This is a genomic window from Streptococcus sp. oral taxon 431, from assembly GCF_023110115.1.
Classification (GTDB): domain Bacteria; phylum Bacillota; class Bacilli; order Lactobacillales; family Streptococcaceae; genus Streptococcus.
Map to the genome: position 1 here is coordinate 54529 of NZ_JALDVP010000003.1, position 22823 is coordinate 77351.

The window sequence follows — 22823 nt, forward strand, 5'->3', positions numbered from 1 at the left end:
AAGATGACAAAACTAATCTTTATGGGAACTCCCAATTTTTCAGCAACTGTTTTAAAGGGGCTTTTGTCAGATGACCGCTACGAGATTGTAGCTGTTGTAACGCAGCCAGATCGTGCGGTTGGACGTAAAAAAGTTATTCAGGAAACCCCAGTGAAACAAGCTGCCAAAGAGGCAGGCCTACCTATCTACCAACCAGAAAAATTATCAGGTAGTCCAGAAATGGAAGCTATCATGAATTTGGGAGCTGACGGGATTGTGACTGCAGCTTTTGGACAATTTCTCCCAAGTAAACTCCTTGATAGCATGGATTTTGCAGTCAATGTTCACGCCTCCCTCCTTCCCAAACACCGTGGTGGAGCTCCTATCCATTATGCCTTGATTCAAGGTGATGAAGAAGCAGGAGTAACCATTATGGAAATGGTCAAGGAAATGGATGCAGGGGACATGATTTCTCGTCGCAGTATTCCCATTACTGATGAGGACAATGTTGGAACTTTGTTTGAAAAATTGGCCATTGTTGGGCGTGATTTGCTTTTGGATACCCTACCTGCTTATATAGCTGGTGAAATTCAGCCTCAACCACAAGACCCAAGCCAAGTAACTTTCTCACCAAATATCAAACCTGAGGAGGAAAAACTGGACTGGAACAAGACAAACCGTCAACTTTTCAACCAAATCCGTGGGATGAATCCATGGCCAGTTGCTCATACCTTCCTCAAGGGAGAACGCTTCAAAATCTATGAAGCCCTACCTGTAGAAGGTCAGGGGAATCCGGGTGAGATACTCTCCATCGGTAAGAAAGAATTGATTGTCGCAACAGCAGAAGGAGCTCTGTCTCTCAAACAGGTTCAACCAGCAGGAAAACCTAAAATGGACATTGCTTCCTTCCTCAACGGTGTTGGACGAAGTTTGGCTGTAGGAGAACGATTTGGTGACTAAAGTAGAAACGGCTAGAAATCTAGCTCTAGTAGTGTTAGAGGATGTTTTTATCAATCAAGCATACTCCAATATCGCCTTAAATAAACACCTCAAGGGAAGTCAACTGTCAGCAACTGACAAAGGTTTGGTGACAGAGCTTGTTTACGGGACTGTTGCTCGTAAACTAACTTTAGAATGGTATTTGTCTCACTTTATTGAGGATAGAGACAAGCTAGATAACTGGCTCTATGTTTTGCTTCTCATGAGCGTCTATCAACTCCAATACTTGGATAAGCTTCCCGATCATGCAGTGGTCAATGAAGCGGTAGAAATTGCAAAACTTCGTAAAAAGGGTAGCGAAAAACTGGTCAATGCAGTCCTTCGCCGTATCTTGCGTGAGAGTTTGCCAGATATCGCTAGTATCAAACGTAAAAATAAGCGTGATTCTATCGCCTACTCTTTGCCAGTGTGGTTAGTTTCTAAGCTCAAGGAAGAGTATGGAGAAGAACGTGCGCAAGCGATTTTTGAGAGTCTTTTGCAACGCAATAAAGCCAGTATCCGGGTGACAGATTTGAGCCGAAAAGAGGAAATTAAAGCTCTGCTTGATGCAAGTGATTCTGCTTTATCAGCTTCTGGTCTGGTTAAAGAGCAGGGGCATTTTGCGGGTCATGACTTGTTTGCTGAAGGGGTTATTACTATCCAGGACGAGTCTAGTCAACTGGTTGCGCCAACTCTTGATTTACAAGGAGAGGAGCAGGTTTTGGATGCTTGTGCAGCTCCAGGTGGGAAAACAGCCCATATGGCCTCTTATCTCACGACAGGTCAGGTAACAGCTCTGGATCTCTATGACCATAAACTCACTTTGATTCAAGAGAATGCCCAGCGACTAGGAGTAGCAGACCGTGTTCAAACACAAAAATTGGATGCCCGAAAGGTTCACGAGTTTTTTGGTAAGGATCAATTTGATAAGATTCTTGTTGATGCCCCTTGCTCAGGGATTGGTCTATTGCGTCGGAAACCAGATATCAAATACAACAAAGACACTGCTGATTTCGCGTCATTACAGGAAATTCAGTTGGAAATATTAGGTAGTGTTTGTCAAACGCTACCTAAAGGTGGTATAATAACTTATAGTACCTGCACTATTGTCTCTGAGGAGAACTTTCAAGTGGTTCAAGCATTTTTAGAAAGTCATCCAGAGTTCGAGCAGGTTAAACTAGAACACGAATGCAAGGATATCCTAAAAGATGGCTGCATCCTCATTACTCCAGAATTGTACGGAAGTGATGGATTCTTTATCAGCCAATTTCGTAAGATATCCAATTAGGAAGGAACTGACACAATGGAGATTTCATTATTAACAGATGTGGGTCAGAAACGTACAAATAATCAAGACTATGTCAATCTTTTTGTCAACCGTGCCGGTCGTACGATGATTATCTTGGCTGATGGGATGGGAGGACATCGAGCGGGTAATATTGCCAGTGAGATGGCAGTTACGGACTTAGGTGTTGCCTGGGTAGATACTCAGATTGATACCGTGAATGAAGTTCGTGAATGGTTTGCAGAACACCTAGAAATTGAAAATCAAAAGATTTATCAATTGGGGCGTGATGAAGCATATAAAGGAATGGGTACAACTCTAGAAGCCCTTGCAATCATTGATAACCAAGCCATCTATGCTCATATTGGAGATTCTCGTATCGGCTTGGTTCGTGGAGAAGAGTACCACCAATTAACGAGTGATCATTCATTAGTCAATGAGTTGCTCAAGGCAGGTCAATTAACACCTGAAGAAGCTGAAGCGCATCCACAAAAAAATATCATCACCCAGTCTATCGGACAAAAAGATGAGATTCAACCTGATTTAGGGATTGTAAGCTTGGAACCTGGTGACTATATCGTTATGAATAGTGATGGTCTCACGAATATGATTTCAGGAAGTGAAATCTATGACATCGTAACAAGTGATATCTCACTTGATGACAAGGCGGCAACCTTAGTACGTTTTGCAAACAATGCCGGAGGGCTTGATAACATTACTGTTGCCTTGATTGCGATTGAGGAGGAATCAAAATGATCCAGATCGGCAAGATATTTGCCGGACGATATCGGATTATCAAACAAATTGGCCGTGGCGGGATGGCAGATGTCTACCTAGCCAAAGATTTGATTCTGGATGGGGAAGAGGTAGCGGTGAAGGTCCTGAGGACCAACTACCAAACGGATCCAATCGCTGTTGCACGTTTTCAGCGTGAAGCACGTGCGATGGCGGACCTAGATCATCCTCATATCGTTCGAATTACGGATATCGGTGAAGAAGACGGTCAACAATATCTAGCTATGGAATATGTAGCTGGGCTTGACCTCAAACGTTATATCAAAGAACACTACCCTCTATCAAACGAGGAAGCTGTTCGTATCATGGGTCAAATTCTCTTGGCTATGCGTTTGGCGCATGCAAAGGGGATTATTCACCGTGATTTAAAACCTCAAAATATACTCTTGACTCCTGATGGAACTGCAAAAGTTACTGACTTTGGGATTGCAGTGGCCTTTGCAGAAACCAGTTTGACACAGACCAACTCCATGTTGGGTTCTGTTCACTATCTATCACCTGAGCAGGCGCGTGGTTCTAAGGCGACCATACAGAGTGATATTTATGCAATGGGAATTATCTTTTTCGAAATGTTGACAGGTCATATTCCTTATGATGGAGATAGTGCTGTGACCATTGCACTTCAGCATTTCCAAAAACCACTTCCTTCTGTCATTGCAGAAAACCCATCAGTACCACAATCCTTGGAAAACGTAGTTATAAAAGCGACAGCTAAAAAGTTGACAGACCGTTATCAAACTGTCTCAGAGATGTATGTTGACTTATTGAGCAGTCTTTCTTATAACCGTCGAAATGAACCAAAGCTGGTATTTGAAGATACAAGTAAAGTTGACACAAAAACCTTACCGAAAATTTCACAGTCTACTTTAACAGCGATTCCTAAAGTGCAACCAAAGGAAGAAAGTCCTCAGAGCCAAAAGCCGACTCAAAAGGCAACTAGTAAAGAAACTGTTGCAAAACCAGTCAAGAAACGTCGTTTTAAAGCGAGGTATTTGGTGCTTTTAGCTAGCTTTATACTTGTTTTGGCTTCTCTCTTTTGGATAGTATCCAAAACACCAGCAACTGTTGAAATTCCAAATGTTGCAGGACAAACTGTAGCAGAAGCTAAGGAAAAACTTAAAAAAGCTAATTTTGAAATTGGTGAGGAAAAGACTGAAGCTAGTGATACGGTAGAAGAAGGCCGAGTGATTCGAACGGATCCAGATGGTGGTTCGTCTCGTAAAGAAGGTATTAAAGTTAATCTCATTATCTCTTCAGGTCAGCAATCATTTAAGATTGGAAATTATATTGGACGCAATTCTACAGACGTCATTGCTGAGTTGAAAGGGAAAAAAGTTCCTGGAAATCTCATCAAGGTTGTAGAAGAAGAATCAAGTGAAACAGAGGCAGGACTTGTTATGAGACAGAGTCTGCCAGAAGGAACTACTTATGATCTTAGTAAGGCGACAGAGATTACCTTGACAGTAGCCAAGAAGATAACTAGCGTTCCTATGCCAAGTTATATTGGATCAAGCCTTGAATTTACCAAGAATAATTTGATTCAGATAGTCGGTGTTAAAGAGGCGAATATTGAAGTGGTAGAGGTTTCTACAGCACCAGAAGGGACTATTGAGGATACTGTGGTTAGTCAGAGTCCAAAACCAGGTGAAGGTGTAGATTTGAATACAACTCGTATCAAAATTTCTATCTACAAACCGAAAACAACAACAACGACAACAAATCCGTCACAAGGAAATCCATATCGTGGAGAGACATCACCACAGATTAGAGAACCTCAAACTACGACAGCACCGTCATCTCCGTCATCGAATAATCAGTCGGAGAACCATAATGGTGAGAACTAATCAATCTTTGTCACAGTTTTTGTGACAAAGATTTTTTTTCCTTAAAATTTATGATAAAATAAAAGGAGTTTAAAAAGGAGGGGAACATGGACGAATCAAAAAAACTGAATGCAGTTATTGATGTCATTATGTTAGCAGGAACAATTCTGCTTCGCAATGGATCTGAAATCTATCGTGTCGAAGACACCATGATTCGAATTGCTCATTCACAAGGCATCATGGATTGTAATGTTTTGGCCATGCCTGCAGCTATTTTTTTCTCCATTGAAAATACAAATATCTCTCGAATGAAACGAGTAACCTCCTCTGCTTATAATATTGAGAAGGTGTGTGATGTCAACCAGATTTCACGGCAACTTGTATCAGGGCAGCTTGATTTGGAGACAGCCTTTATTCAACTCAAGCAATTAAATGCTAAGGCATCTCCCTACACCAATGTTCAGCTAACTGCTGCAGCGACCCTGAGTGCTCCCTTCTTCTCGATCATGTTCGGGGGTAATGCCTACGATGCCATTGGTGCAGGAGTAGCAACCATCTTTGCTTTCACCTGTTCTCTTTACGTAGAAAAATTTATTCGTATTCCCTTTATGACAGCTTTTGCAGGTGCCCTTGTCTTTGGTTTGATTGCACAATTTTGGGCGCGCTATTCTGGCTTTCCTTCTACAGCTGATTTGGTCATTGCAGGTGCGGTTATGCCTTTTGTACCGGGAATTGCTCTGACTAATGCTGTTAGAGATATTATGACCAATCACATTAACTCTGGTATGAGCAAGATGTTTGAATCCTTGCTGGTTACCCTTGCTTTAGGGGCAGGCACCTCTGTCGCCCTCGTACTCATGAACTAATATGACTCTAACAACATTTTTATTGCAGGCTCTAGCTAGTCTGCTAGCTATTATCACTTTTTTAATCGTTTTAAACGTCCAACGTTCTATGCTCATTCCTGGTGGAGTTTTGGGAATGTCAATCTGGCTGCTTTATCTAATACTCAAGGAGCCAACCAATGTTATTTTGGCGACCTTTATTGCCGCTGTAATTGGTTCTTGTATCAGCCAGATTATGAGTATTATCTACAAAACACCAGCAGTTGTCTTTGCTTTGGCTATCTTGGCTCCGCTGGTACCAGGGTATCTCTCTTATCGAACGACTTCATTTTTTGTAACAGGCGACTATAGAAACGCCATTGCCAGCGCAATGTTGGTGATGATGTTGGCCCTTGTTATTTCAATAGGAATGGCAAGTGGGACAGTTGTACTGAAGTTGTATCACTATCTCAAAAAGAATCGAGCTAGCTAAGTCTCGATTTTTTCGTGGGTAGAGTGGCTGAAAGAGCGTGAGTACGACGATAGAAATGAACTTGATTTGGGGAATCAAGTCTTTTTTCGCTCATTTGACCTCAATTATGATAAAATAGAGGTGAACGAATTTTTACAATGAATGATAAAAATAGAGGTAAATATGAAAATCGGTATTGATAAGATTGGTTTTGCGACCAGTCAATACGTTTTGAAATTACAAGATTTAGCAGAAGCTCGAGGGACTGATCCTGAAAAATTGAGTAAAGGACTCCTTTTAAAAGAATTGAGTATTGCTCCTTTAACAGAGGATATTGTTACCTTGGCTGCCAGTGCAGGAGATTCTATCCTGACTGAAGAAGAGAAGCAAGAGATTGATATGGTTATCGTAGCGACAGAATCTGGAGTCGATCAAAGTAAGGCGGCTGCGGTTTTTGTACACGGTTTGCTTGGAATTCAACCTTTTGCTCGTAGTTTTGAAATCAAAGAAGCTTGCTATGGTGCAACTGCGGCCCTTCACTATGCTAAGTTACACGTAGAAAATTCTCCTAAATCAAAAGTTTTGGTACTTGCTAGTGATATTGCAAAATATGGTGTCGAAACTCCTGGGGAACCAACTCAAGGAGCAGGTTGTGTTGCCATGTTGATTAGTCAAAATCCACGTGTTATGGTCTTCAACAACGATAACGTTGCGCAGACTCGTGATATCATGGACTTTTGGCGTCCAAATTATTCAACGACCCCATTTGTAAATGGAGTCTACTCAACACAGCAGTATTTGGATAGCTTAAAAACGACTTGGGAAGAGTACAAAAAGCGTTATGATTGCGACTTGAATGATTTTGAAGCTATTTGTTTCCATTTGCCATATCCAAAGCTAGCTCTCAAGGGATTGAAAAAAATTCTTGATAAATCTCTACCCCAAGAGAAAAAAGATTTACTTCAAAAACACTTTGATGAGTCCATTATTTACAGCCAAAAGGTTGGAAATATCTATACAGGTTCACTCTTTTTAGGACTCTTGTCTCTTCTTGAAAATTCTGATAGTCTCAAAGCAGGGGACAAACTTGCTCTCTATAGCTACGGAAGTGGTGCTGTATCTGAGTTCTTCAGTGTGGAATTGGTTGAAGGCTATGAACAGCAATTGCAGAAAAATCGCTTAGAATTGCTAGACCAGCGTCAAGCATTGAGCGTAGCTGATTATGAACGAATCTTCTTTGAGGAAGCAAACTTGGATGAGTCCGGTTCTGCAACCATGTCAGGCTATGAAGGACAGGACTATGCTCTGGTTGAGATTGTAGAACACCAACGTCGCTACAGCAAGGTTGAAAAATAATGAAAAAAAATTGGAATGGATTTGCTAAAAAATCAATTCAAGAGCGCCTTGAGTTCGTTAAGTCTCAGGCGCTTACTTCTATGGAAGCCCAAGACAGTCTTGAGCAAAATGAAAATCTTAGTATAGCAGTTGCGGACCAACTGAGTGAAAATGTAGTGGGGACCTTTTCACTACCCTACTCAGTAGTTCCAGAAGTGTTGGTAAATGGTCAAGAGTACACCGTTCCTTATGTGACCGAAGAGCCATCTGTCGTTGCTGCGGCTAGTTTTGCTAGTAAGATTATCAAACGTGCGGGTGGTTTTACTGCTCAGGTTCATCAACGCCAAATGATTGGTCAGGTAGCTCTTTATCAGGTTCCAGATAGGGATAAAGCATGTCAGGCTATTTTGAGTCAGAAGGCAGAGCTACTCGAGCAAGCAAATCAAGCCTATCCATCTATTGTCAAACGTGGTGGTGGAGCCAGAGAGCTAACAGTTGAGAAAATTTCTGGTGAGGCTGACTTTTTAGTGGTTTATCTTCATGTGGATACTCAGGAAGCCATGGGAGCTAATATGCTTAATACCATGCTTGAGGCTTTAAAACCAAGCTTAGAGATTTTAAGTCAAGGGCAAAGTTTAATGGGCATTTTATCCAACTACGCAACAGATTCTCTAGTAACTGCAACTTGTCGGATTGCCTTTCGTTATTTGAGTCGCCAAAAGGATGAAGCGCGTGAACTAGCTGAAAAAATGGTTTTAGCCAGCCAATTTGCTCAAGCAGATCCTTATCGAGCAGCTACTCACAATAAGGGAATCTTTAATGGAATCGATGCTCTCTTGATTGCTACTGGAAATGATTGGCGGGCCATTGAAGCGGGAGCACATGCCTATGCCAGTCATGATGGTTCCTATCGAGGCCTTAGTAGTTGGACTATGGATTTGGAAACCGAAGAGCTAATAGGAGAGCTGACTATGCCGATGCCAGTTGCTACCAAAGGTGGATCAATTGGTCTTAATCCTCGTGTAGTTCTCAGTCATGAGCTGCTAGGTTATCCATCAGCTAAGGAATTGGCTCAAATTATCGTTTCAATTGGTCTTGCACAAAATTTTGCAGCTCTTAAAGCTCTTGTCAGCACAGGAATTCAGCATGGACATATGAAACTTCAAGCGAAGTCACTAGCCCTCCTTGCAGGAGCCACAGAGGCTGAAGTGCCTAAGTTGGTAGAAAGCTTGATTGCTGAAAAAACTTTTAATTTAGAAAAAGCCCAAACACTCTTGAAAAAATTTAGATCATAAGAAAAAACTCAGACAAATTCAGTCTGAGTTTTCTTGTGCTCAAATACTTTTACCTGGTAAGAGACTAACTGGCAAGAAATAACCAGTGGTAGCAACCTCTTTGCCTTCAATTTTTTGTAAGAGCAAATCAACTGTTAGGCGAGCAATCTCTTCCAAGGGTTGTTTAATGGTAGTGAGGTGAGGGTAGTAATTCTCGATAAAATAAGTCCCGTCATAGCCAATCACCTTTAGCTGGTCAGGAACTGACAGACCGAGCTCCTGGGCGATCTTAATAACCAAAATAGCAGTCAAATCATCAGAGGCGAAAATCGCATCTGGTTTTTGTTTGGTTAAGATATTTTTTATTTCCATTTCCTTACGAAGGGGTGAAAAATCACTGGAAACATTGATAATAGGAGCCTTTGGCAAAATTGAAGCAAAACCAGCATGGCGAAGTCCAGTTGGGGAATTAGAATTGTCATTACCTGTAATCATGATAATAGATTTTGCTCCAGTTTTAGCCAAGGTCTGAGCTGCTAGGACTCCGCCAGCATAGTTGTCAGAAGAAACGACAGGGATATCTGGAGACAGGTTACGGTCAAATGAAATAATCGGAGCGGTTACGCGATTGTAATCCTCAATCCCAAGGTTATGACTTCCCGAAATGATACCGTCCACCTGGTTGGCTTCTAGCATTTCGATGTATTCACGTTCTTTTTCCGAATCGTGTTCACTATTACAGATGATAGTCTTGTAACCTTTTTTGAATAGTTCGTGTTCCAATTTGTCAATCAATTCAGCGTAGAAAACATGGCTAATTTTGGGGAAAATTAGCCCAATTAATTTGGCAGACTTTCCTTGAAGACTGCGAGCTAGGTTGTTGGGTTTATAGCCCAGCTCACGCATGGCTTCATTGACTTTTTGAATGGTTTTTTCTGATAGATAACCCTTTTTGTTGATGACACGTGAAACAGTAGTAGGGCTGACGCCAGCTAATTTTGCGACATCAGTTAGTTTTGCGACCATATTCTAATTCGTAGTATGTTCCAGTTGGGTTTCCAGATTTGATAAGGATTCCATTTTGATCCTTATCTGGGAAGGCACGACCAGAAAATACCTTTTCTCCTTTATTGATGAAAATTTCAAAGACTGAGTTGTCGATGAAGATATTGACAGTAGTTGCTTGATTAGTAACTGAGCAAGAGCGAGTAGTTCCAAATTCTTGAGCATATTGCTCACCTGCTTGACTACGATCAACGGTTACTTGGCCATTAATAAGGTCAAAGTTAATAGTGAGTCCCTTGCCGTCTTTATCAGCAAAAAGGACAATTTCGCTTTGGCTATCGGCTTCTAAGTTAAGCTCAAGTTCGTAGGTGTTTTTGGTTTCAGAACGATTTGAAAATTCCTCTTTTGAAGCACGGAGGTCCTTGATGGTTGCTACAGGATACTGATAGAGTTTGCCATCTTTAATGGTTAATTCTTTGACCAATGAGAAAGTTCCTTGGTGATCAAAGCGATCAGATGGATAAGACACATCTGGTAAACCAAGCCAACTTACTGCTAAGGCACGTCCATCAGGAGCGTTGAAGGCCTGAGTAGCATAGGCTTCGAAACCATAGTCTAGATTGTGTAGTTCAGACACACCTACCATACGTGCATTTTCAGGATTGAAGGAAGCACCAATTTTATACATATTTGGATAGATATTGTCATAGTCAAGAACCTTTTTATCCAAACCTTGTGGACAGTAGAGAAGGACAGGTTGTTCTCCGACAAAAACAAGATTTGGGCACTCCATCATATAGGCAGTGCGGTCATTGTTGAAGTCCAAATCACCAACTTCTTGCCAGTTTGTATAATCGTTATCGACTGCTTTGTAGAGACGGACAAATCCTTTTTTCTCTAAGTCTTGTCCACCAACGATTGCGTAGTATTGTCCTTTAAAGTTAAAAATCTGTGGATCGCGGAAGTGGTCGGTAGCATCAGCTGGTTTATCAATTAAGACCTTATCAATCTTTTTTATGTTTCCGTCCTTATTCATCAAAGCACCAATCTGATAAGGGTGGCGAACCCAGTTTTCATCACGGACATTTCCTGTATAAAATAGGAACAATTGATTGCCAAACTGCATAGCAGAACCAGAGTAAGCACCGTGGCTATCCAGAGGAGTATCAGGTAATATTTTTACACCTGTTTCAGTAAAGTGAACCAAGTCGTCGCTTTCAAGCTGAACCCAAGATTTCAAACCGTGAGCTGCACCAAAGGGGAAGTTTTGGTAAAAGACAACCCACTTGCCATCAAAGTAAGAAAAACCGTTTGGGTCGTTAAGGAGTCCTTCCTTTGGTTCAATGTGATAGCTGACATGCCATGGGGATTGTGCCATCTTTTCTTGGATTTCTTTTCTTTCTTCTTGTGTCCAATCTTCATAACGTCTGTAACGACGTTCAGTAGTCCATTCCATTTATATTCCCTCCATAAATTCTACTATCTTTATAGTAAACGTTTCCTTTTAAAAAAGCAAGTCTTTTATTATAAAATCAAGAAAAAAATGTCAAACGATTGACAGATAATTAGAAACCTATTTTTATGAAAATCAATGAAAATATGAAAGTTTTTGAAAATATTCACATAAAAACATGTAGAGATAGGCGATTTTGAGAGAATTTTATTAAGAAAGTAGCAAAAACTATCAAAAATTTTAGCAATCAAAAAACTTTTTCTGCAAAACGCTTGACATATTTTTGAAAGATGATAAAATAATACTCGTAGGGCGAGTAAAATCGCTTTCAAACAAGAACAAATTTTTTTATAAGGAGATTTTTGCAAATGACGAATACAGAAATTGCAAAAAAAGTCATCGAAGCCTTAGGTGGACGTGAGAACGTTAATAGTGTAGCTCACTGTGCGACTCGTCTTCGCGTTATGGTTAAAGATGAAGCGAAAATTAACAAGGATGCTATCGAGAACTTGGAAAAAGTTCAAGGTGCTTTCTTTAACTCAGGTCAATACCAAATCATCTTTGGTACTGGTACAGTAAACAAGATGTACGATGAAGTCGTAGCTCTTGGTTTGCCAACTTCTACAAAATCTGAAATGAAAGCAGAAGCTGCAAAACAAGGAAATTGGTTCCAACGTGCTATCCGTACATTCGGTGACGTCTTCGTTCCAATCATTCCAGTTATCGTAGCAACTGGTCTCTTCATGGGTGTTCGTGGTCTCTTGACTGCTCTCGGAATGACACTTCCACAAGATGTGACAACTTACACTCAAATCTTAACTGACACAGCCTTTATCATCTTGCCAGGATTGGTTGTTTGGTCAACCTTCCGTGTATTCGGTGGTAACCCAGCCGTTGGTATCGTCCTTGGTATGATGCTCGTATCTGGCTCACTTCCAAATGCCTGGGCTGTTGCTTCTGGTGGTGAAGTAACTGCAATGCAGTTCTTCGGATTTATCCCAGTTGTAGGTTTGCAAGGTTCCGTTCTTCCAGCCTTCATCATCGGGGTTGTCGGAGCTAAATTTGAAAAATCTGTTCGTAAGGTTGTTCCAGACGTTCTTGACCTCTTGGTAACACCATTCGTAACACTTTTGGTCATGTCAATTCTTGGTTTGTTTATTATCGGACCAGTCTTCCACGTTGTTGAAAACTACATCCTTCTTGGAACAAAAGCACTCCTTAACTTGCCGTTCGGTCTTGGTGGTTTCTTAATCGGTGGAGTTCACCAATTGATTGTCGTATCAGGTGTTCACCACATCTTCAACTTGCTTGAAGTTCAATTACTTGCTGCTGACCATGCTAACCCATTCAACGCTATCATCACAGCTGCCATGACTGCTCAAGGTGCTGCAACTGTTGCCGTTGGTGTGAAAACTAAAAATCCAAAACTTAAAACTCTTGCTTTCCCAGCTGCTCTTTCTGCCTTCCTAGGTATTACTGAGCCTGCTATCTTCGGGGTTAACTTGCGTTTCCGTAAGCCATTCTTCCTTTCATTGATTGCTGGTGCAGTCGGTGGTGGACTTGCTTCAATCCTAGGACTTGCTGGTACTGGTAATGGTATCACAATCATCCCAGGTACAATGCTTTATATTGGTAATGGACAACTTCTACAATACCTTCTTATGGTAGCTGTATCATTTGCACTTGGTTTTGCTCTTACTTACATGTTTGGTTACGAAGATGAAGTAGAAGAGGTTGCAGGAGCAATTTCTGAAGCTGAAACTGACCGTTTAACAGAAGAAGCAGTAACTGGTACCCTTGCTTCACCTAGTGAAGGTGTCATCCAAACACCAATCGTTGGTGACGTTGTTGCTCTTTCAAATGTGAATGACCCAGTATTCTCAAGCGGAGCTATGGGACAAGGTATTGCTGTGAAACCTAGCCAAGATGTTGTTTATGCACCAGCTGATGCTGAAGTAACAATCGTCTTCCCAACTGGCCATGCATATGGATTGAGAACAGCTAACGGTGCTGAAATCTTGATTCACGTTGGTATCGATACTGTTTCAATGAACGGTGAAGGCTTCAACCATAAAGTTGCCCAAGGTGACAAGGTTAAAGCTGGAGATGTTCTTGGAACATTTGACTCAGCTAAGATTGCTGCTGCAGGACTTGATAACACTACTATGGTTATCGTAACAAACACTGCGGACTTTGCTTCAGTAAATCCAGTTGCTTCTGGATCAGTTGCTAAGGGTGATGCAATCATCGAAGTTAAAGCTTAATAAATCAAAAAAACGAACAAATGTCATGTTTGTTCGTTTTTGCTTGAATGATTAAATTTACAGAGAAAAAACTAAAATATAGAGTAATTTTCCTTATGGGAATATGCTATAATAGAGAAAATAAATACAAGAGGTTTATCATGACAAAACTATACGGAAGTTTGGAAGCGGGCGGTACAAAATTTGTCTGTGCTGTCGGAGATGAAAACTATAACGTTGTAGAAAAGGTACAATTTCCTACAACAACACCTATTGAAACAATCGATAAAACCATCGAGTTCTTCTCAAAATTCGACAATCTTGCAGGACTTGCCATTGGTTCATTTGGTCCAATCGATATCGATAAAAACTCAAAAACTTACGGCTTTATCACAACAACTCCAAAACCTAACTGGGCAAATGTAGACTTGCTTGGTGCTCTTCGTCGCGCTCTAAACGTGCCTATGTATTTCACAACAGACGTAAACAGTTCTGCATACGGTGAAGTGGTTGCTCGTAATAATGCCGGCGGTCGTATCGAAAACTTGGTTTATTACACAATCGGTACAGGTATCGGTGCAGGTGTTATCCAACGTGGCGAGTTTATTGGCGGTGTTGGTCACCCTGAGATGGGTCATTATTATGTGGCTAGACATCCAATGGATATTGAAAAAGAATTTAAAGGTGTTTGTCCTTTCCATAATGGATGTTTGGAAGGTTATGCAGCTGGTCCAAGTTTGGAAGCTCGTACAGGTGTTCGTGGGGAAAACATTGAACTCAACAACTCTGTTTGGGATGTTCAAGCCTACTACATTGCTCAAGCCGCAGTGAATGCGACTGTAACTTTCCGTCCAGATGTCATCGTCTTTGGTGGTGGGGTTATGGCTCAACAACATATGCTTGACCGTGTACGTGAGAAATTCACAGCCCTACTCAATGGCTACCTCCCAGTTCCAGATGTACGTGACTATATCGTGACTCCAGCTGTTGCTGGCAATGGTTCAGCTACACTAGGAAACTTCGTTCTTGCTAAGAGCGTTGAAAAATAAGGATATAAAAAACTCCCAACTGAGAAAGTTGGGAGTTTTGCTTTAGTCTTTTTCTATTTTGGTTTCCTGATGGAAAATATTTTGCCAAGTTTCGTGGCGACGCCAGATACTGGTATGAATGGTATCACCGACTTGGTAGCGGATGAGCTTTGTTTTCTGGCTGATAGAGGTTAAATGAAGCTCTTTAATGGCAGAGGTCAGTTCTTTTTCAGCCTTATAGGCATCCTTGTCCAGTTCTTGTCCGTCCTGGCGAATATAAATGAAGTCTTCTGCAAGTAACTCTTCCAGTTGATTTCCTTGGTCGATTAGTTGCTCTCTCATGAGCAATTTTTTATAGACATTATCTAGGATTTCATCCTCAGGGATTGGTGCAGGTTCGATATGAATATCTGTATCAAAGACACCAAAGCGTTCTGATAACATGGATTCAACCTGGTCCGCAACTTCGTGACTTTCAAAAACAGACAGATCTGGGTTCATTTCCAGAGTAATGTCCAGATAAATATTGCTTCCGTAGGTACGACCCCTTTGAGATTTGACCTTGCTAATCTTAGGAATTTCCATGATAGCTTTTTGGTAATCTTCAAGCAAGTGTTCATCAAAACCATCAGAAAGGCTGAAGGATGACTCGATGAAGATATCATAAGCTGTTTTTAGAATAAAGAAAGTAATGATAATAGCGACCAACTTATCCACGATTGGGTAGTTGAAGCTACTTGCCAGGATAGCAATAGAAGTTCCAAGAGATGTCACGGCATCTGACAGATTGTCCTTAGCTGCTGCCTTGAGGGCCTTGGACTTGGACTGTTTGCTCAGATGGGTATTGTAAAGATAAACTGCAAACATGATGATAGCAGAGATGACTCCCAGAGTTGCCCCAAGTGGATCAATGACCGTTTGTTCTCGGCTGAGTATCTTTTGGATGGTGTCACGTAGAACATCAAAGCCAACGTAAAACATGATGATGGAAGTGATGAGACTTGCCAAATCCTCTATTTTCCAGTGGCCGAAGCGATGATCTCTATCTGCCGGTTGGCGAGCCAAACGAATCCCGATGAGAAGGGCTACATTTCCAACGATATCTGAAACGTTGTTAAAACCATCTGCTACCAAACTGGATGAATGGAGGAGGTGCCCGGTCGCTAGCTTAGCTGCAGACAAGAATAGATAGGTCAAGATGCTGATGATGGCACCGCGCTCAGCTAATTTTAAGTTTGAAACCGATTGATTCATCTAACTCCCCTTCTAGCATTTTAGTATTCTTTCATTATACTGGTTTTCCAAGGAAAATTCAAATGTGGGAAGTGAGTTAAATACACCTCAAAACTTGAAAACTTTTGAAATTCTGATATAATAGAACTACTCAAGGGAGTAGCTGGCGGTTAACCGCGATAGTGTCGTCATTACGAATTATTTCCGGCACTATATTAAACAGCGAGACTTGTTTTTTTAAAAAACAGGTCTCTTTTTTTGTAAAAAGAGGCCAAAAAGGAGGAGACTGTTTTGTCAAAAGAACAAAATAAAGACTTGTTTTACACACAGACCTCAGAAGAAGTCCTAAAGAACTTGGACTCATCTATCGAAGGTTTGTCAACTGCTCAAGCTCAAGAACGCTTAGCGACATATGGTCGTAATGAGTTGGAAGAGGGAGAGAAACGTAGCCTACTAGCTAAATTCCTTGATCAATTTAAGGATTTGATGATTATCATCTTGCTTGCGGCAGCGGCACTTTCTGTGATTACAGAAGGAATGGACGGTCTAACGGATGCCATTATCATCTTGGCCGTTGTTGTCTTGAATGCTGCCTTTGGGGTTTACCAAGAAGGGCAAGCAGAAGCAGCCATTGAAGCTCTGAAAAATATGTCTAGCCCGATGGCTCGTGTTCGTCGTGATGGTCATGTGATTGAGATTGACTCAAAAGAATTGGTACCTGGGGACATCGTCTTGCTTGAAGCGGGAGATGTGGTGCCTGCCGATATGCGTTTGTTTGAAGCAGCTTCCCTTAAAATTGAAGAAGCAGCTCTTACAGGGGAGTCTGTGCCAGTTGAAAAAGATGTGACAGGACTTGTTGAAGCAGATGCTGGGATCGGGGATCGTGTTAACATGGGTTACCAAAACTCAAACGTAACATACGGTCGTGGGATTGGTGTCGTAACCAATACTGGTATGTATACAGAAGTTGGTAAGATTGCAGATATGTTGGCTAATGCTGACGAGACAGAAACACCGTTGAAGCAAAGCTTGGAACAATTATCTAAGGCCTTGACTTACTTGATTGTTGTGATTGCCGTTATTACTTTCTTGGTTGGTGTCTTTGTTCGTGGTGAACATCCATTAGAAGGCTTGATGGTTGCGGTTGCTCTTGCGGTTGCTGCGATTCCAGAAGGTCTCCCTGCCATTGTAACCATCGTTCTATCATTGGGAACTACAACTCTTGCAAAACGGAATTCAATCGTCCGTAAATTGCCAGCTGTTGAGACTCTAGGTTCAACAGAAATCATCGCGTCTGATAAAACAGGTACTTTGACTATGAACCAAATGACGGTTGAAAAAGTTTATACCAACGGTCAATTGCAAAGTTCCTCATCTGAAATTGCTGCTAACAACAATACGCTACGTATCATGAACTTTGCCAATGATACAAAGGTAGACCCATCTGGCAAGTTGATTGGGGATCCAACGGAGACAGCTCTTGTACAGTTTGGTTTGGACCACAACTTTGATGTTCGTGAAGTCTTGAAGGATGAGCCACGTGTAGCTGAATTGCCATTTGACTCAGACCGTAAACTCATGTCTACCATTCATAAGGGAGCAGACGGTTCTTACTTTATCGCTGTCAAGGGTGCACCTGACCAATTGCTCAAGCGCGTGACTCGTATTGAAGTCAATGGGGAAGTTCGCCCAATCACAGAAGAAGATAAAAATGCTATCCTTGCAACCAACAAAGACTTGGCTAAACAAGCCCTTCGTGTCTTGATGATGGCTTACAAGACAAGTAACGAAATTCCAACCTTGGAATCTGAAATTGTTGAGTCTGACCTCATCTTCTCTGGTTTGGTCGGCATGATTGACCCTGAGCGCCCAGAAGCTGCAGAAGCTGTACGTGTCGCTAAAGAAGCAGGTATCCGTCCAATCATGATCACAGGTGACCACCAAGATACAGCAGAAGCTATTGCTAAACGTCTTGGAATCATCGATCCAAATGATACTGAAGACCATGTCTTCACGGGTGCTGAATTGAATGAACTTACTGATGAAGAATTCCAAAAAGTCTTCAAGCAATACTCTGTATACGCACGTGTATCACCTGAGCACAAGGTTCGTATCGTGAAAGCATGGCAAAAAGAAGGTAAAGTTGTTGCCATGACAGGTGATGGAGTCAACGATGCGCCATCACTTAAGACAGCTGACATCGGTATCGGTATGGGGATTACAGGTACAGAGGTTTCTAAGGGTGCTTCTGATATGGTCCTTGCTGATGACAACTTCGCAACCATTATCGTAGCGGTTGAAGAAGGACGTAAGGTCTTCTCAAATATCCAAAAATCTATCCAGTATCTCTTGTCTGCTAATATGGCTGAAGTTTTCACCATCTTCTTTGCAACCTTGTTAGGTTGGGATGTGCTTCAACCAGTGCATTTGCTATGGATTAACCTGGTAACAGATACGCTACCAGCCATCGCTCTTGGGGTGGAACCAGCTGAACCAGGTGTCATGACCCACAAACCTCGTGGGCGTAAGTCTAACTTCTTTGATGGTGGTGTCTTCGGAGCAATCATTTATCAAGGGATCTTCCAAACGATGCTCGTTTTAGGTGTTTATGGTTGGGCTCTTCTCTTCCCAGAGCATCAAGTTCAAAGTGAAATCCACGCGGATGCTCTTACCATGGCTTTTGCAACTCTCGGTTTAATCCAATTGCTCCATGCCTTTAACGTTAAGTCGGTTTACCAATCGATCTTTAAAGTGGGACTCTTTACGAACAAGACCTTTAACTGGTCTATTCCAGTTGCCTTCGTCCTCTTTGTGGTGACAATCTTGGTTCCTGGATTTAACAGTCTCTTCCACGTGTCACATTTGAGCTTGACTCAATGGATTGTGGTCGCTGTAGGAGCGCTTATGATCGTGGTCCTTGTTGAGATTGTTAAAGCAGTCCAACGAGCACTTGGAAAAGATAAAAACGCTATTTAAGCATTATGAAAAGTCATCTTCGGATGGCTTTTTGCTTTTATATATGGTAAACAGAGATAGATTTTATGCTATAATCAAGTTGAGAAAAAGATGGAGGAATAGTAGTTGGAAAAGAAAATTGTAAAAGATATCTTGTTTTTGTCGCAGGTATCCCAGCCTGCTAGTCAGAAAGATTTACCCCTAGCAAAGGATTTGCAGGATACCCTATTGGCTAACCGAGAAAGCTGTGTTGGACTAGCGGCCAATATGATTGGGGTACAAAAACGTGTCATTATTTTTAATATCGGAATGATTCCCATGGTTATGTTTAATCCAGTTCTCCAATCTTTTGAAGGGTCATACGAGACAGAGGAAGGTTGTTTGTCTTTGGCAGGTGTAAGACCGACAACTCGATATGAAAAAATTACAGTAAGCTACAGAGACATCCATTGGCAAGAGCAAACCATTAGCCTGACGGGATTTCCTGCTCAGATTTGTCAGCATGAATTGGATCATTTGGAAGGGATTATCATATAGGCTTTGTATCCTAGATCAGGGTCCATCCTTCAAGCTTAAGGAAACAACCTCGTTTTTCTTGCACTCTTGTTTAAAATTTGTGATAATGAAAGAAAGAATAATAAATGGAGGACAGTCAAATGGGATTTTATCTGATGATTGGTTCGATGTTGCTTGGTCTTTTCGCTTTGAAGATAGGATTTTCTCATCGAAAGGAGAAAAAGTTTAATCTGTCATCTATCTTGACAAGCTGCCTTGGAACAGCACTCGTTCTCTTTGCAATCTGGTTAGGATTGCCAAAATAATGAAAGAAGCCTCGGTAGTCACCGAGGTTTTTAGGTTCAAATCCTTGGTAGTCCTAAAAAAATATGCTACACTAACACTATGAAAATTCTAATCCCAACTGCAAAAGAAATGAACACCGAAATCCCTAGTTTAGAGGCTAAACCATTGCGTCCTGAAAGTCAGGCTGTATTGAATGCATTAGCGACATATTCTGCCCAAAATCTGGAGAACTTTTACAAAATATCTGCTGAAAAAGCGCAAGAGGAGTATGACCATATCCAGGCCTTGAAAAATGAAACTGCGACAAACTATCCAGCCTTGCACCTCTTTGATGGACTCATGTATCGCAACATCAAACGGGACGATCTCACCAAAGAGGAGCAAACCTATCTGGAGAAACACCTCATGATAACGTCAGCTCTCTATGGTGTGATTCCAGCCTTTGAACCGATTGCGCCTCACAGACTGGACTTTTTGATGAAACTCAAAGTCGCTGGAAAAAGCTTGAAAAGTCATTGGAAGGTGGCCTATGAGGAGTCAATGAAAGACCAGGAGTTAATCTTTTCTCTCTTGTCTTCGGAGTTTGAAACTGTCTTCCCTAAAGAAATCCGTGAGAAAATGGTGACCTTTAAGTTCATGGAAGAAAGAGATGGTAAACTAAAAATTCACTCAACTATTTCTAAAAAATCCCGAGGAGCCTTTTTGACAGCCTTGATGGAAGGTCAGGTAACTTCGGTTGAAGAGATTAAAAAGCTTAACTTTGCGGGTTTCAATTATCGAGAAGACTTGTCTAGTGACAAGGACTTGGCTTTTGTAAAATAGAGAGAGTGGGACAGAAATCGGTAATTCGTTAGAATTCGATTTCGTCGTCCCACCTCCGCACAGTTGAGTAGGGCTGTAAAAGCTGATGAAATCAGCGTAGTGGAGCCCACTGAACCACTGCGTCTTGCTCGAGAATCCAAAGGCAATTGAGAGGCTAGGACTTTTGTTCCAGCCTCTTTTTGTGATTTGGTGCTCCTATTTTTAGTTTAGAATGGTAGGAATTTTCTCACAATTTTGGTATAATAGGACTATTAGAAAATTTCGAGGAGACAAATATGTCAGTTAAGATTGCTTTACTTGGATTTGGTACAGTAGCCAGTGGTGTGCCATTCTTGCTAAAGGAAAATAGAGAAAAAATTGTTCAAGCAGCCCAGTCAGAAATTGAAGTAGCTAAAGTTTTGGTCAAAGACGATCAAGAAAAAGCCCGCTTGCTTGAAGCAGGAAATGATTTTAATTTTGTAACAAATATCGATGAAATTTTGTCAGACAAAGACATCACGATTGTTGTTGAGTTGATGGGGCGTATCGAACCTGCTAAAACATTTATCACTCGTGCTTTAGAAGCAGGGAAACACGTCGTGACAGCTAACAAGGATCTTTTGGCAGTCCATGGTGCAGAATTGCTTGAGGTAGCCAAAGCTCACAATGTTGCTCTCTACTACGAAGCAGCTGTTGCAGGAGGAATCCCAATCCTTCGTACCTTGGTCAACTCACTAGCATCAGACAAAATCACACGTGTTCTTGGTGTTGTGAATGGAACATCTAACTTCATGATGACCAAAATGGTAACAGAAGGTTGGTCTTATGAAGATGCTTTGGCAGAAGCCCAACGACTTGGCTTTGCTGAAAGCGACCCTACCAATGACGTTGATGGAATTGATGCGGCTTACAAGATGGTCATCCTCAGTCAGTTCGCCTTTGGAATGAATGTTAAGTTTGAAGATGTGGGTCACCAAGGAATTCGCAACATCACTCCAGAAGATGTGGCAGTAGCTCAAGAACTTGGTTATGTTGTGAAATTAGTTGGTTCTATCGAAGAAACAGCTTCAGGAATTGCTGCTGAGGTTACGCCAACCTTCCTTCCTAAAACTCACCCGCTTGCAAGTGTTAATGGTGTTATGAATGCTGTCTTTGTGGAATCTATCGGTATCGGCGAGTCTATGTACTATGGACCAGGTGCAGGTCAAAAGCCAACTGCAACAAGTGTTGTGGCTGATATTGCCCGCATCGTTCGTCGCCTGAATGATGGAACAATTGGAAAAGCCTTTAATGAATACAGCCGTCCAGTAGTCTTGGCTAAGCCAGAAGATGTCAAAGCCAACTACTATTTCTCAATCTTGGCTCCAGATTCAAAAGGGCAAGTCTTGAAATTGGCTGAGCTCTTTAACGCAGAAGATATTTCCTTCAAGCAAATCCTTCAAGATGGTAAGCAAGAAGGCAAGGCTCGTGTTGTCATCATCAGCCATAAGATCAACAAGGCGCAGCTTGAAAATATTACAGACGCTTTGAAGGCAGTAGCCGAGTTTGAACTTCTCAACACCTTCAAGGTTTTAGGAGACTAAGATGAAGATTATTGTACCTGCTACAAGTGCCAATGTGGGTCCTGGCTTTGACTCGGTTGGTGTAGCTGTAACTAAGTATCTAGAGATTCAGGTTTGTGAGGAACGTGAAGAATGGATGATTGAGCACCAATTAGGCAAATGGATTCCACGTGATGAACGTAATCTTTTGCTGAAGATTGCTCTACAAATTGTTCCAGACCTCCAACCTAGACGTCTGAAGATGGTCAGTGATATTCCGCTTGCGCGTGGACTAGGTTCATCGAGCTCGGTCATCGTTGCTGGGATTGAACTGGCAAATCAACTCGGAAACTTGAAACTAAGCAAACATGAAAAATTACAATTGGCGACTAAGATTGAAGGGCATCCTGATAATGTTGCACCTGCTATCTATGGAAATCTCGTAATTGCTAGTTCGGTAGAAGGTCAGGTTTCTGCTGTTGTGGCGCCTTTCCCAGAGTGTGCTTTTCTAGCTTATATTCCAAACTATGAATTGCGTACTCGAGATAGTCGTGGTGTCTTGCCTAAGAAACTCTCTTACAAGGAAGCCGTTGCGGCAAGTTCTATCGCCAATGTAGCTATCGCAGCCCTACTGACTGGAGATATGGTCAAAGCAGGCCAGGCTATCGAGAGTGACCTCTTCCATGAGCGTTACCGTCAAGAACTGGTGAGAGAATTTGCGACGATCAAGAAAGTTGCTAAGAGAAATGGTGCTTATGCGACCTATTTGTCTGGCGCTGGTCCGACTGTTATGGTCTTGGCTGATCCTGACAAGATGCCTAAGATTAAGGCTGAGCTTGAAAAGCAACCTTTCAAAGGTAAGCTACATGATTTGCAAGTAGATACACAAGGCGTTCGCGTCGAAGCAAGATAAACAGAACAATAGGATGGGGAAACTCTCTATTAGAGAGCTTCCTGTCCTTTTTTTGAAAATGAAACATGGGATATGAAATGATTCC

19 protein-coding genes are annotated in these 22823 nt (G+C 41.6%); 16 read left to right on the forward strand and 3 right to left on the reverse strand.

Annotated features, from left to right (window positions below; genetic code table 11):
• The first annotated feature begins 3 nt into the window (after window positions 1-3).
• The 8 genes from fmt to M1F91_RS05520 all read left to right on the forward strand — a co-directional run bounded on the left by fmt (window position 4) and on the right by M1F91_RS05520 (window position 8786).
• Window positions 4-939, forward strand: a complete 936-nt coding sequence (fmt, locus tag M1F91_RS05485; protein WP_049494302.1) for a methionyl-tRNA formyltransferase — start codon at window positions 4-6, stop codon at window positions 937-939.
• Entirely contained in the window at window positions 932-2245 is a 1314-nt protein-coding gene (gene rsmB / locus M1F91_RS05490) for a 16S rRNA (cytosine(967)-C(5))-methyltransferase RsmB (RefSeq protein WP_247912929.1), read from the forward strand. The genes fmt and rsmB overlap by 8 nt, the downstream gene beginning before the upstream one ends.
• Before the next feature lie 15 nt (window positions 2246-2260).
• Complete coding sequence (locus tag M1F91_RS05495) at window positions 2261-2998, forward strand: Stp1/IreP family PP2C-type Ser/Thr phosphatase (protein WP_247912930.1); 738 nt, start codon at window positions 2261-2263, stop codon at window positions 2996-2998.
• Window positions 2995-4881, forward strand: coding sequence for a Stk1 family PASTA domain-containing Ser/Thr kinase (pknB, locus tag M1F91_RS05500; protein WP_247912931.1), 1887 nt, complete (start codon window positions 2995-2997; stop codon window positions 4879-4881). Before M1F91_RS05495 ends, pknB begins: the two co-directional genes overlap by 4 nt.
• Before the next feature lie 86 nt (window positions 4882-4967).
• Entirely contained in the window at window positions 4968-5726 is a 759-nt protein-coding gene (locus M1F91_RS05505; RefSeq protein ID WP_247912932.1) for a threonine/serine exporter family protein, read from the forward strand.
• A 1-nt stretch (window position 5727) separates the two neighbouring features.
• Window positions 5728-6177 (forward strand): threonine/serine exporter family protein, encoded by a 450-nt coding sequence (locus tag M1F91_RS05510; protein ID WP_225750086.1) that lies wholly within the window; start codon window positions 5728-5730, stop codon window positions 6175-6177.
• Window positions 6178-6339: 162 nt separating this feature from the next.
• A complete protein-coding gene (locus M1F91_RS05515; RefSeq protein WP_247912933.1) occupies window positions 6340-7512 on the forward strand; it encodes a hydroxymethylglutaryl-CoA synthase in 1173 nt (390 codons plus the stop codon).
• Window positions 7512-8786 carry a hydroxymethylglutaryl-CoA reductase, degradative gene (locus M1F91_RS05520; protein WP_247912934.1) on the forward strand — a complete coding sequence of 425 codons (1275 nt, stop codon included), beginning with the start codon at window positions 7512-7514 and terminating at the stop codon, window positions 8784-8786. Before M1F91_RS05515 ends, M1F91_RS05520 begins: the two co-directional genes overlap by 1 nt.
• 39 nt (window positions 8787-8825) lie before the next feature.
• Here M1F91_RS05520 and M1F91_RS05525 read toward each other — a convergent pair whose 3' ends face one another.
• The gene (locus tag M1F91_RS05525) at window positions 8826-9791 is read right to left on the reverse strand and encodes a LacI family DNA-binding transcriptional regulator (protein WP_247912935.1); all 966 of its coding nucleotides are present in this window, start codon (window positions 9789-9791) and stop codon (window positions 8826-8828) included.
• The gene (locus tag M1F91_RS05530) at window positions 9772-11226 is read right to left on the reverse strand and encodes a sucrose-6-phosphate hydrolase (RefSeq protein WP_247912936.1); all 1455 of its coding nucleotides are present in this window, start codon (window positions 11224-11226) and stop codon (window positions 9772-9774) included. The genes M1F91_RS05525 and M1F91_RS05530 overlap by 20 nt, the downstream gene beginning before the upstream one ends.
• A 365-nt stretch (window positions 11227-11591) precedes the next feature.
• Here M1F91_RS05530 and M1F91_RS05535 point away from each other — a divergent pair, with 365 nt between their 5' ends.
• Complete coding sequence (locus M1F91_RS05535; protein WP_247912937.1) at window positions 11592-13487, forward strand: sucrose-specific PTS transporter subunit IIBC; 1896 nt, start codon at window positions 11592-11594, stop codon at window positions 13485-13487.
• Between the two features lie 140 nt (window positions 13488-13627).
• Entirely contained in the window at window positions 13628-14515 is an 888-nt protein-coding gene (gene scrK / locus M1F91_RS05540; protein WP_247912938.1) for a fructokinase ScrK, read from the forward strand.
• A 42-nt stretch (window positions 14516-14557) separates the two neighbouring features.
• On the opposite strand, the gene M1F91_RS05545 is transcribed toward scrK, so the two are convergent.
• Window positions 14558-15748: a cation diffusion facilitator family transporter gene (locus M1F91_RS05545; RefSeq protein ID WP_247912939.1), complete on the reverse strand. Its 1191-nt coding sequence runs from the start codon at window positions 15746-15748 to the stop codon at window positions 14558-14560.
• A gap of 270 nt (window positions 15749-16018) precedes the next feature.
• Between M1F91_RS05545 and M1F91_RS05550 the strand changes: the two genes are divergently transcribed.
• From M1F91_RS05550 to thrB, 6 genes are all read left to right on the forward strand, one after another.
• Window positions 16019-18703, forward strand: a complete 2685-nt coding sequence (locus M1F91_RS05550) for a cation-translocating P-type ATPase (protein ID WP_247912940.1) — start codon at window positions 16019-16021, stop codon at window positions 18701-18703.
• Between the two features lie 105 nt (window positions 18704-18808).
• Window positions 18809-19219, forward strand: coding sequence for a peptide deformylase (locus M1F91_RS05555; protein ID WP_247912941.1), 411 nt, complete (start codon window positions 18809-18811; stop codon window positions 19217-19219).
• 119 nt (window positions 19220-19338) lie between these two features.
• Window positions 19339-19503, forward strand: coding sequence for a DUF3953 domain-containing protein (locus M1F91_RS05560; RefSeq protein WP_247912942.1), 165 nt, complete (start codon window positions 19339-19341; stop codon window positions 19501-19503).
• A 79-nt stretch (window positions 19504-19582) separates the two neighbouring features.
• Complete coding sequence (gene yaaA / locus M1F91_RS05565; protein ID WP_247912943.1) at window positions 19583-20305, forward strand: peroxide stress protein YaaA; 723 nt, start codon at window positions 19583-19585, stop codon at window positions 20303-20305.
• Between the two features lie 275 nt (window positions 20306-20580).
• The gene (locus M1F91_RS05570; RefSeq protein WP_247912944.1) at window positions 20581-21867 is read left to right on the forward strand and encodes a homoserine dehydrogenase; all 1287 of its coding nucleotides are present in this window, start codon (window positions 20581-20583) and stop codon (window positions 21865-21867) included.
• Window position 21868: 1 nt separating this feature from the next.
• Window positions 21869-22738 carry a homoserine kinase gene (gene thrB, locus M1F91_RS05575; protein WP_247912945.1) on the forward strand — a complete coding sequence of 290 codons (870 nt, stop codon included), beginning with the start codon at window positions 21869-21871 and terminating at the stop codon, window positions 22736-22738.
• The last annotated feature ends 85 nt before the right edge of the window (window positions 22739-22823 follow it).

What these genes read in the sequence shown, in the direction of transcription:
- fmt (WP_049494302.1), top strand. Translation starts at nt 4, where the DNA reads ATGACAAAACTAATCTTTATGGGAACTCCCAATTTTTCAGCAACTGTT.
- M1F91_RS05495 (WP_247912930.1), top strand. Translation starts at nt 2,261, where the DNA reads ATGGAGATTTCATTATTAACAGATGTGGGTCAGAAACGTACAAATAAT.
- pknB (WP_247912931.1), top strand. Translation starts at nt 2,995, where the DNA reads ATGATCCAGATCGGCAAGATATTTGCCGGACGATATCGGATTATCAAA.
- M1F91_RS05505 (WP_247912932.1), top strand. Translation starts at nt 4,968, where the DNA reads ATGGACGAATCAAAAAAACTGAATGCAGTTATTGATGTCATTATGTTA.
- M1F91_RS05510 (WP_225750086.1), top strand. Translation starts at nt 5,728, where the DNA reads ATGACTCTAACAACATTTTTATTGCAGGCTCTAGCTAGTCTGCTAGCT.
- M1F91_RS05515 (WP_247912933.1), top strand. Translation starts at nt 6,340, where the DNA reads ATGAAAATCGGTATTGATAAGATTGGTTTTGCGACCAGTCAATACGTT.
- M1F91_RS05520 (WP_247912934.1), top strand. Translation starts at nt 7,512, where the DNA reads ATGAAAAAAAATTGGAATGGATTTGCTAAAAAATCAATTCAAGAGCGC.
- M1F91_RS05525 (WP_247912935.1), bottom strand. Translation starts at nt 9,791, where the DNA reads ATGGTCGCAAAACTAACTGATGTCGCAAAATTAGCTGGCGTCAGCCCT.
- M1F91_RS05530 (WP_247912936.1), bottom strand. Translation starts at nt 11,226, where the DNA reads ATGGAATGGACTACTGAACGTCGTTACAGACGTTATGAAGATTGGACA.
- M1F91_RS05535 (WP_247912937.1), top strand. Translation starts at nt 11,592, where the DNA reads ATGACGAATACAGAAATTGCAAAAAAAGTCATCGAAGCCTTAGGTGGA.
- scrK (WP_247912938.1), top strand. Translation starts at nt 13,628, where the DNA reads ATGACAAAACTATACGGAAGTTTGGAAGCGGGCGGTACAAAATTTGTC.
- M1F91_RS05545 (WP_247912939.1), bottom strand. Translation starts at nt 15,748, where the DNA reads ATGAATCAATCGGTTTCAAACTTAAAATTAGCTGAGCGCGGTGCCATC.
- M1F91_RS05560 (WP_247912942.1), top strand. Translation starts at nt 19,339, where the DNA reads ATGGGATTTTATCTGATGATTGGTTCGATGTTGCTTGGTCTTTTCGCT.
- yaaA (WP_247912943.1), top strand. Translation starts at nt 19,583, where the DNA reads ATGAAAATTCTAATCCCAACTGCAAAAGAAATGAACACCGAAATCCCT.
- M1F91_RS05570 (WP_247912944.1), top strand. Translation starts at nt 20,581, where the DNA reads ATGTCAGTTAAGATTGCTTTACTTGGATTTGGTACAGTAGCCAGTGGT.
- thrB (WP_247912945.1), top strand. Translation starts at nt 21,869, where the DNA reads ATGAAGATTATTGTACCTGCTACAAGTGCCAATGTGGGTCCTGGCTTT.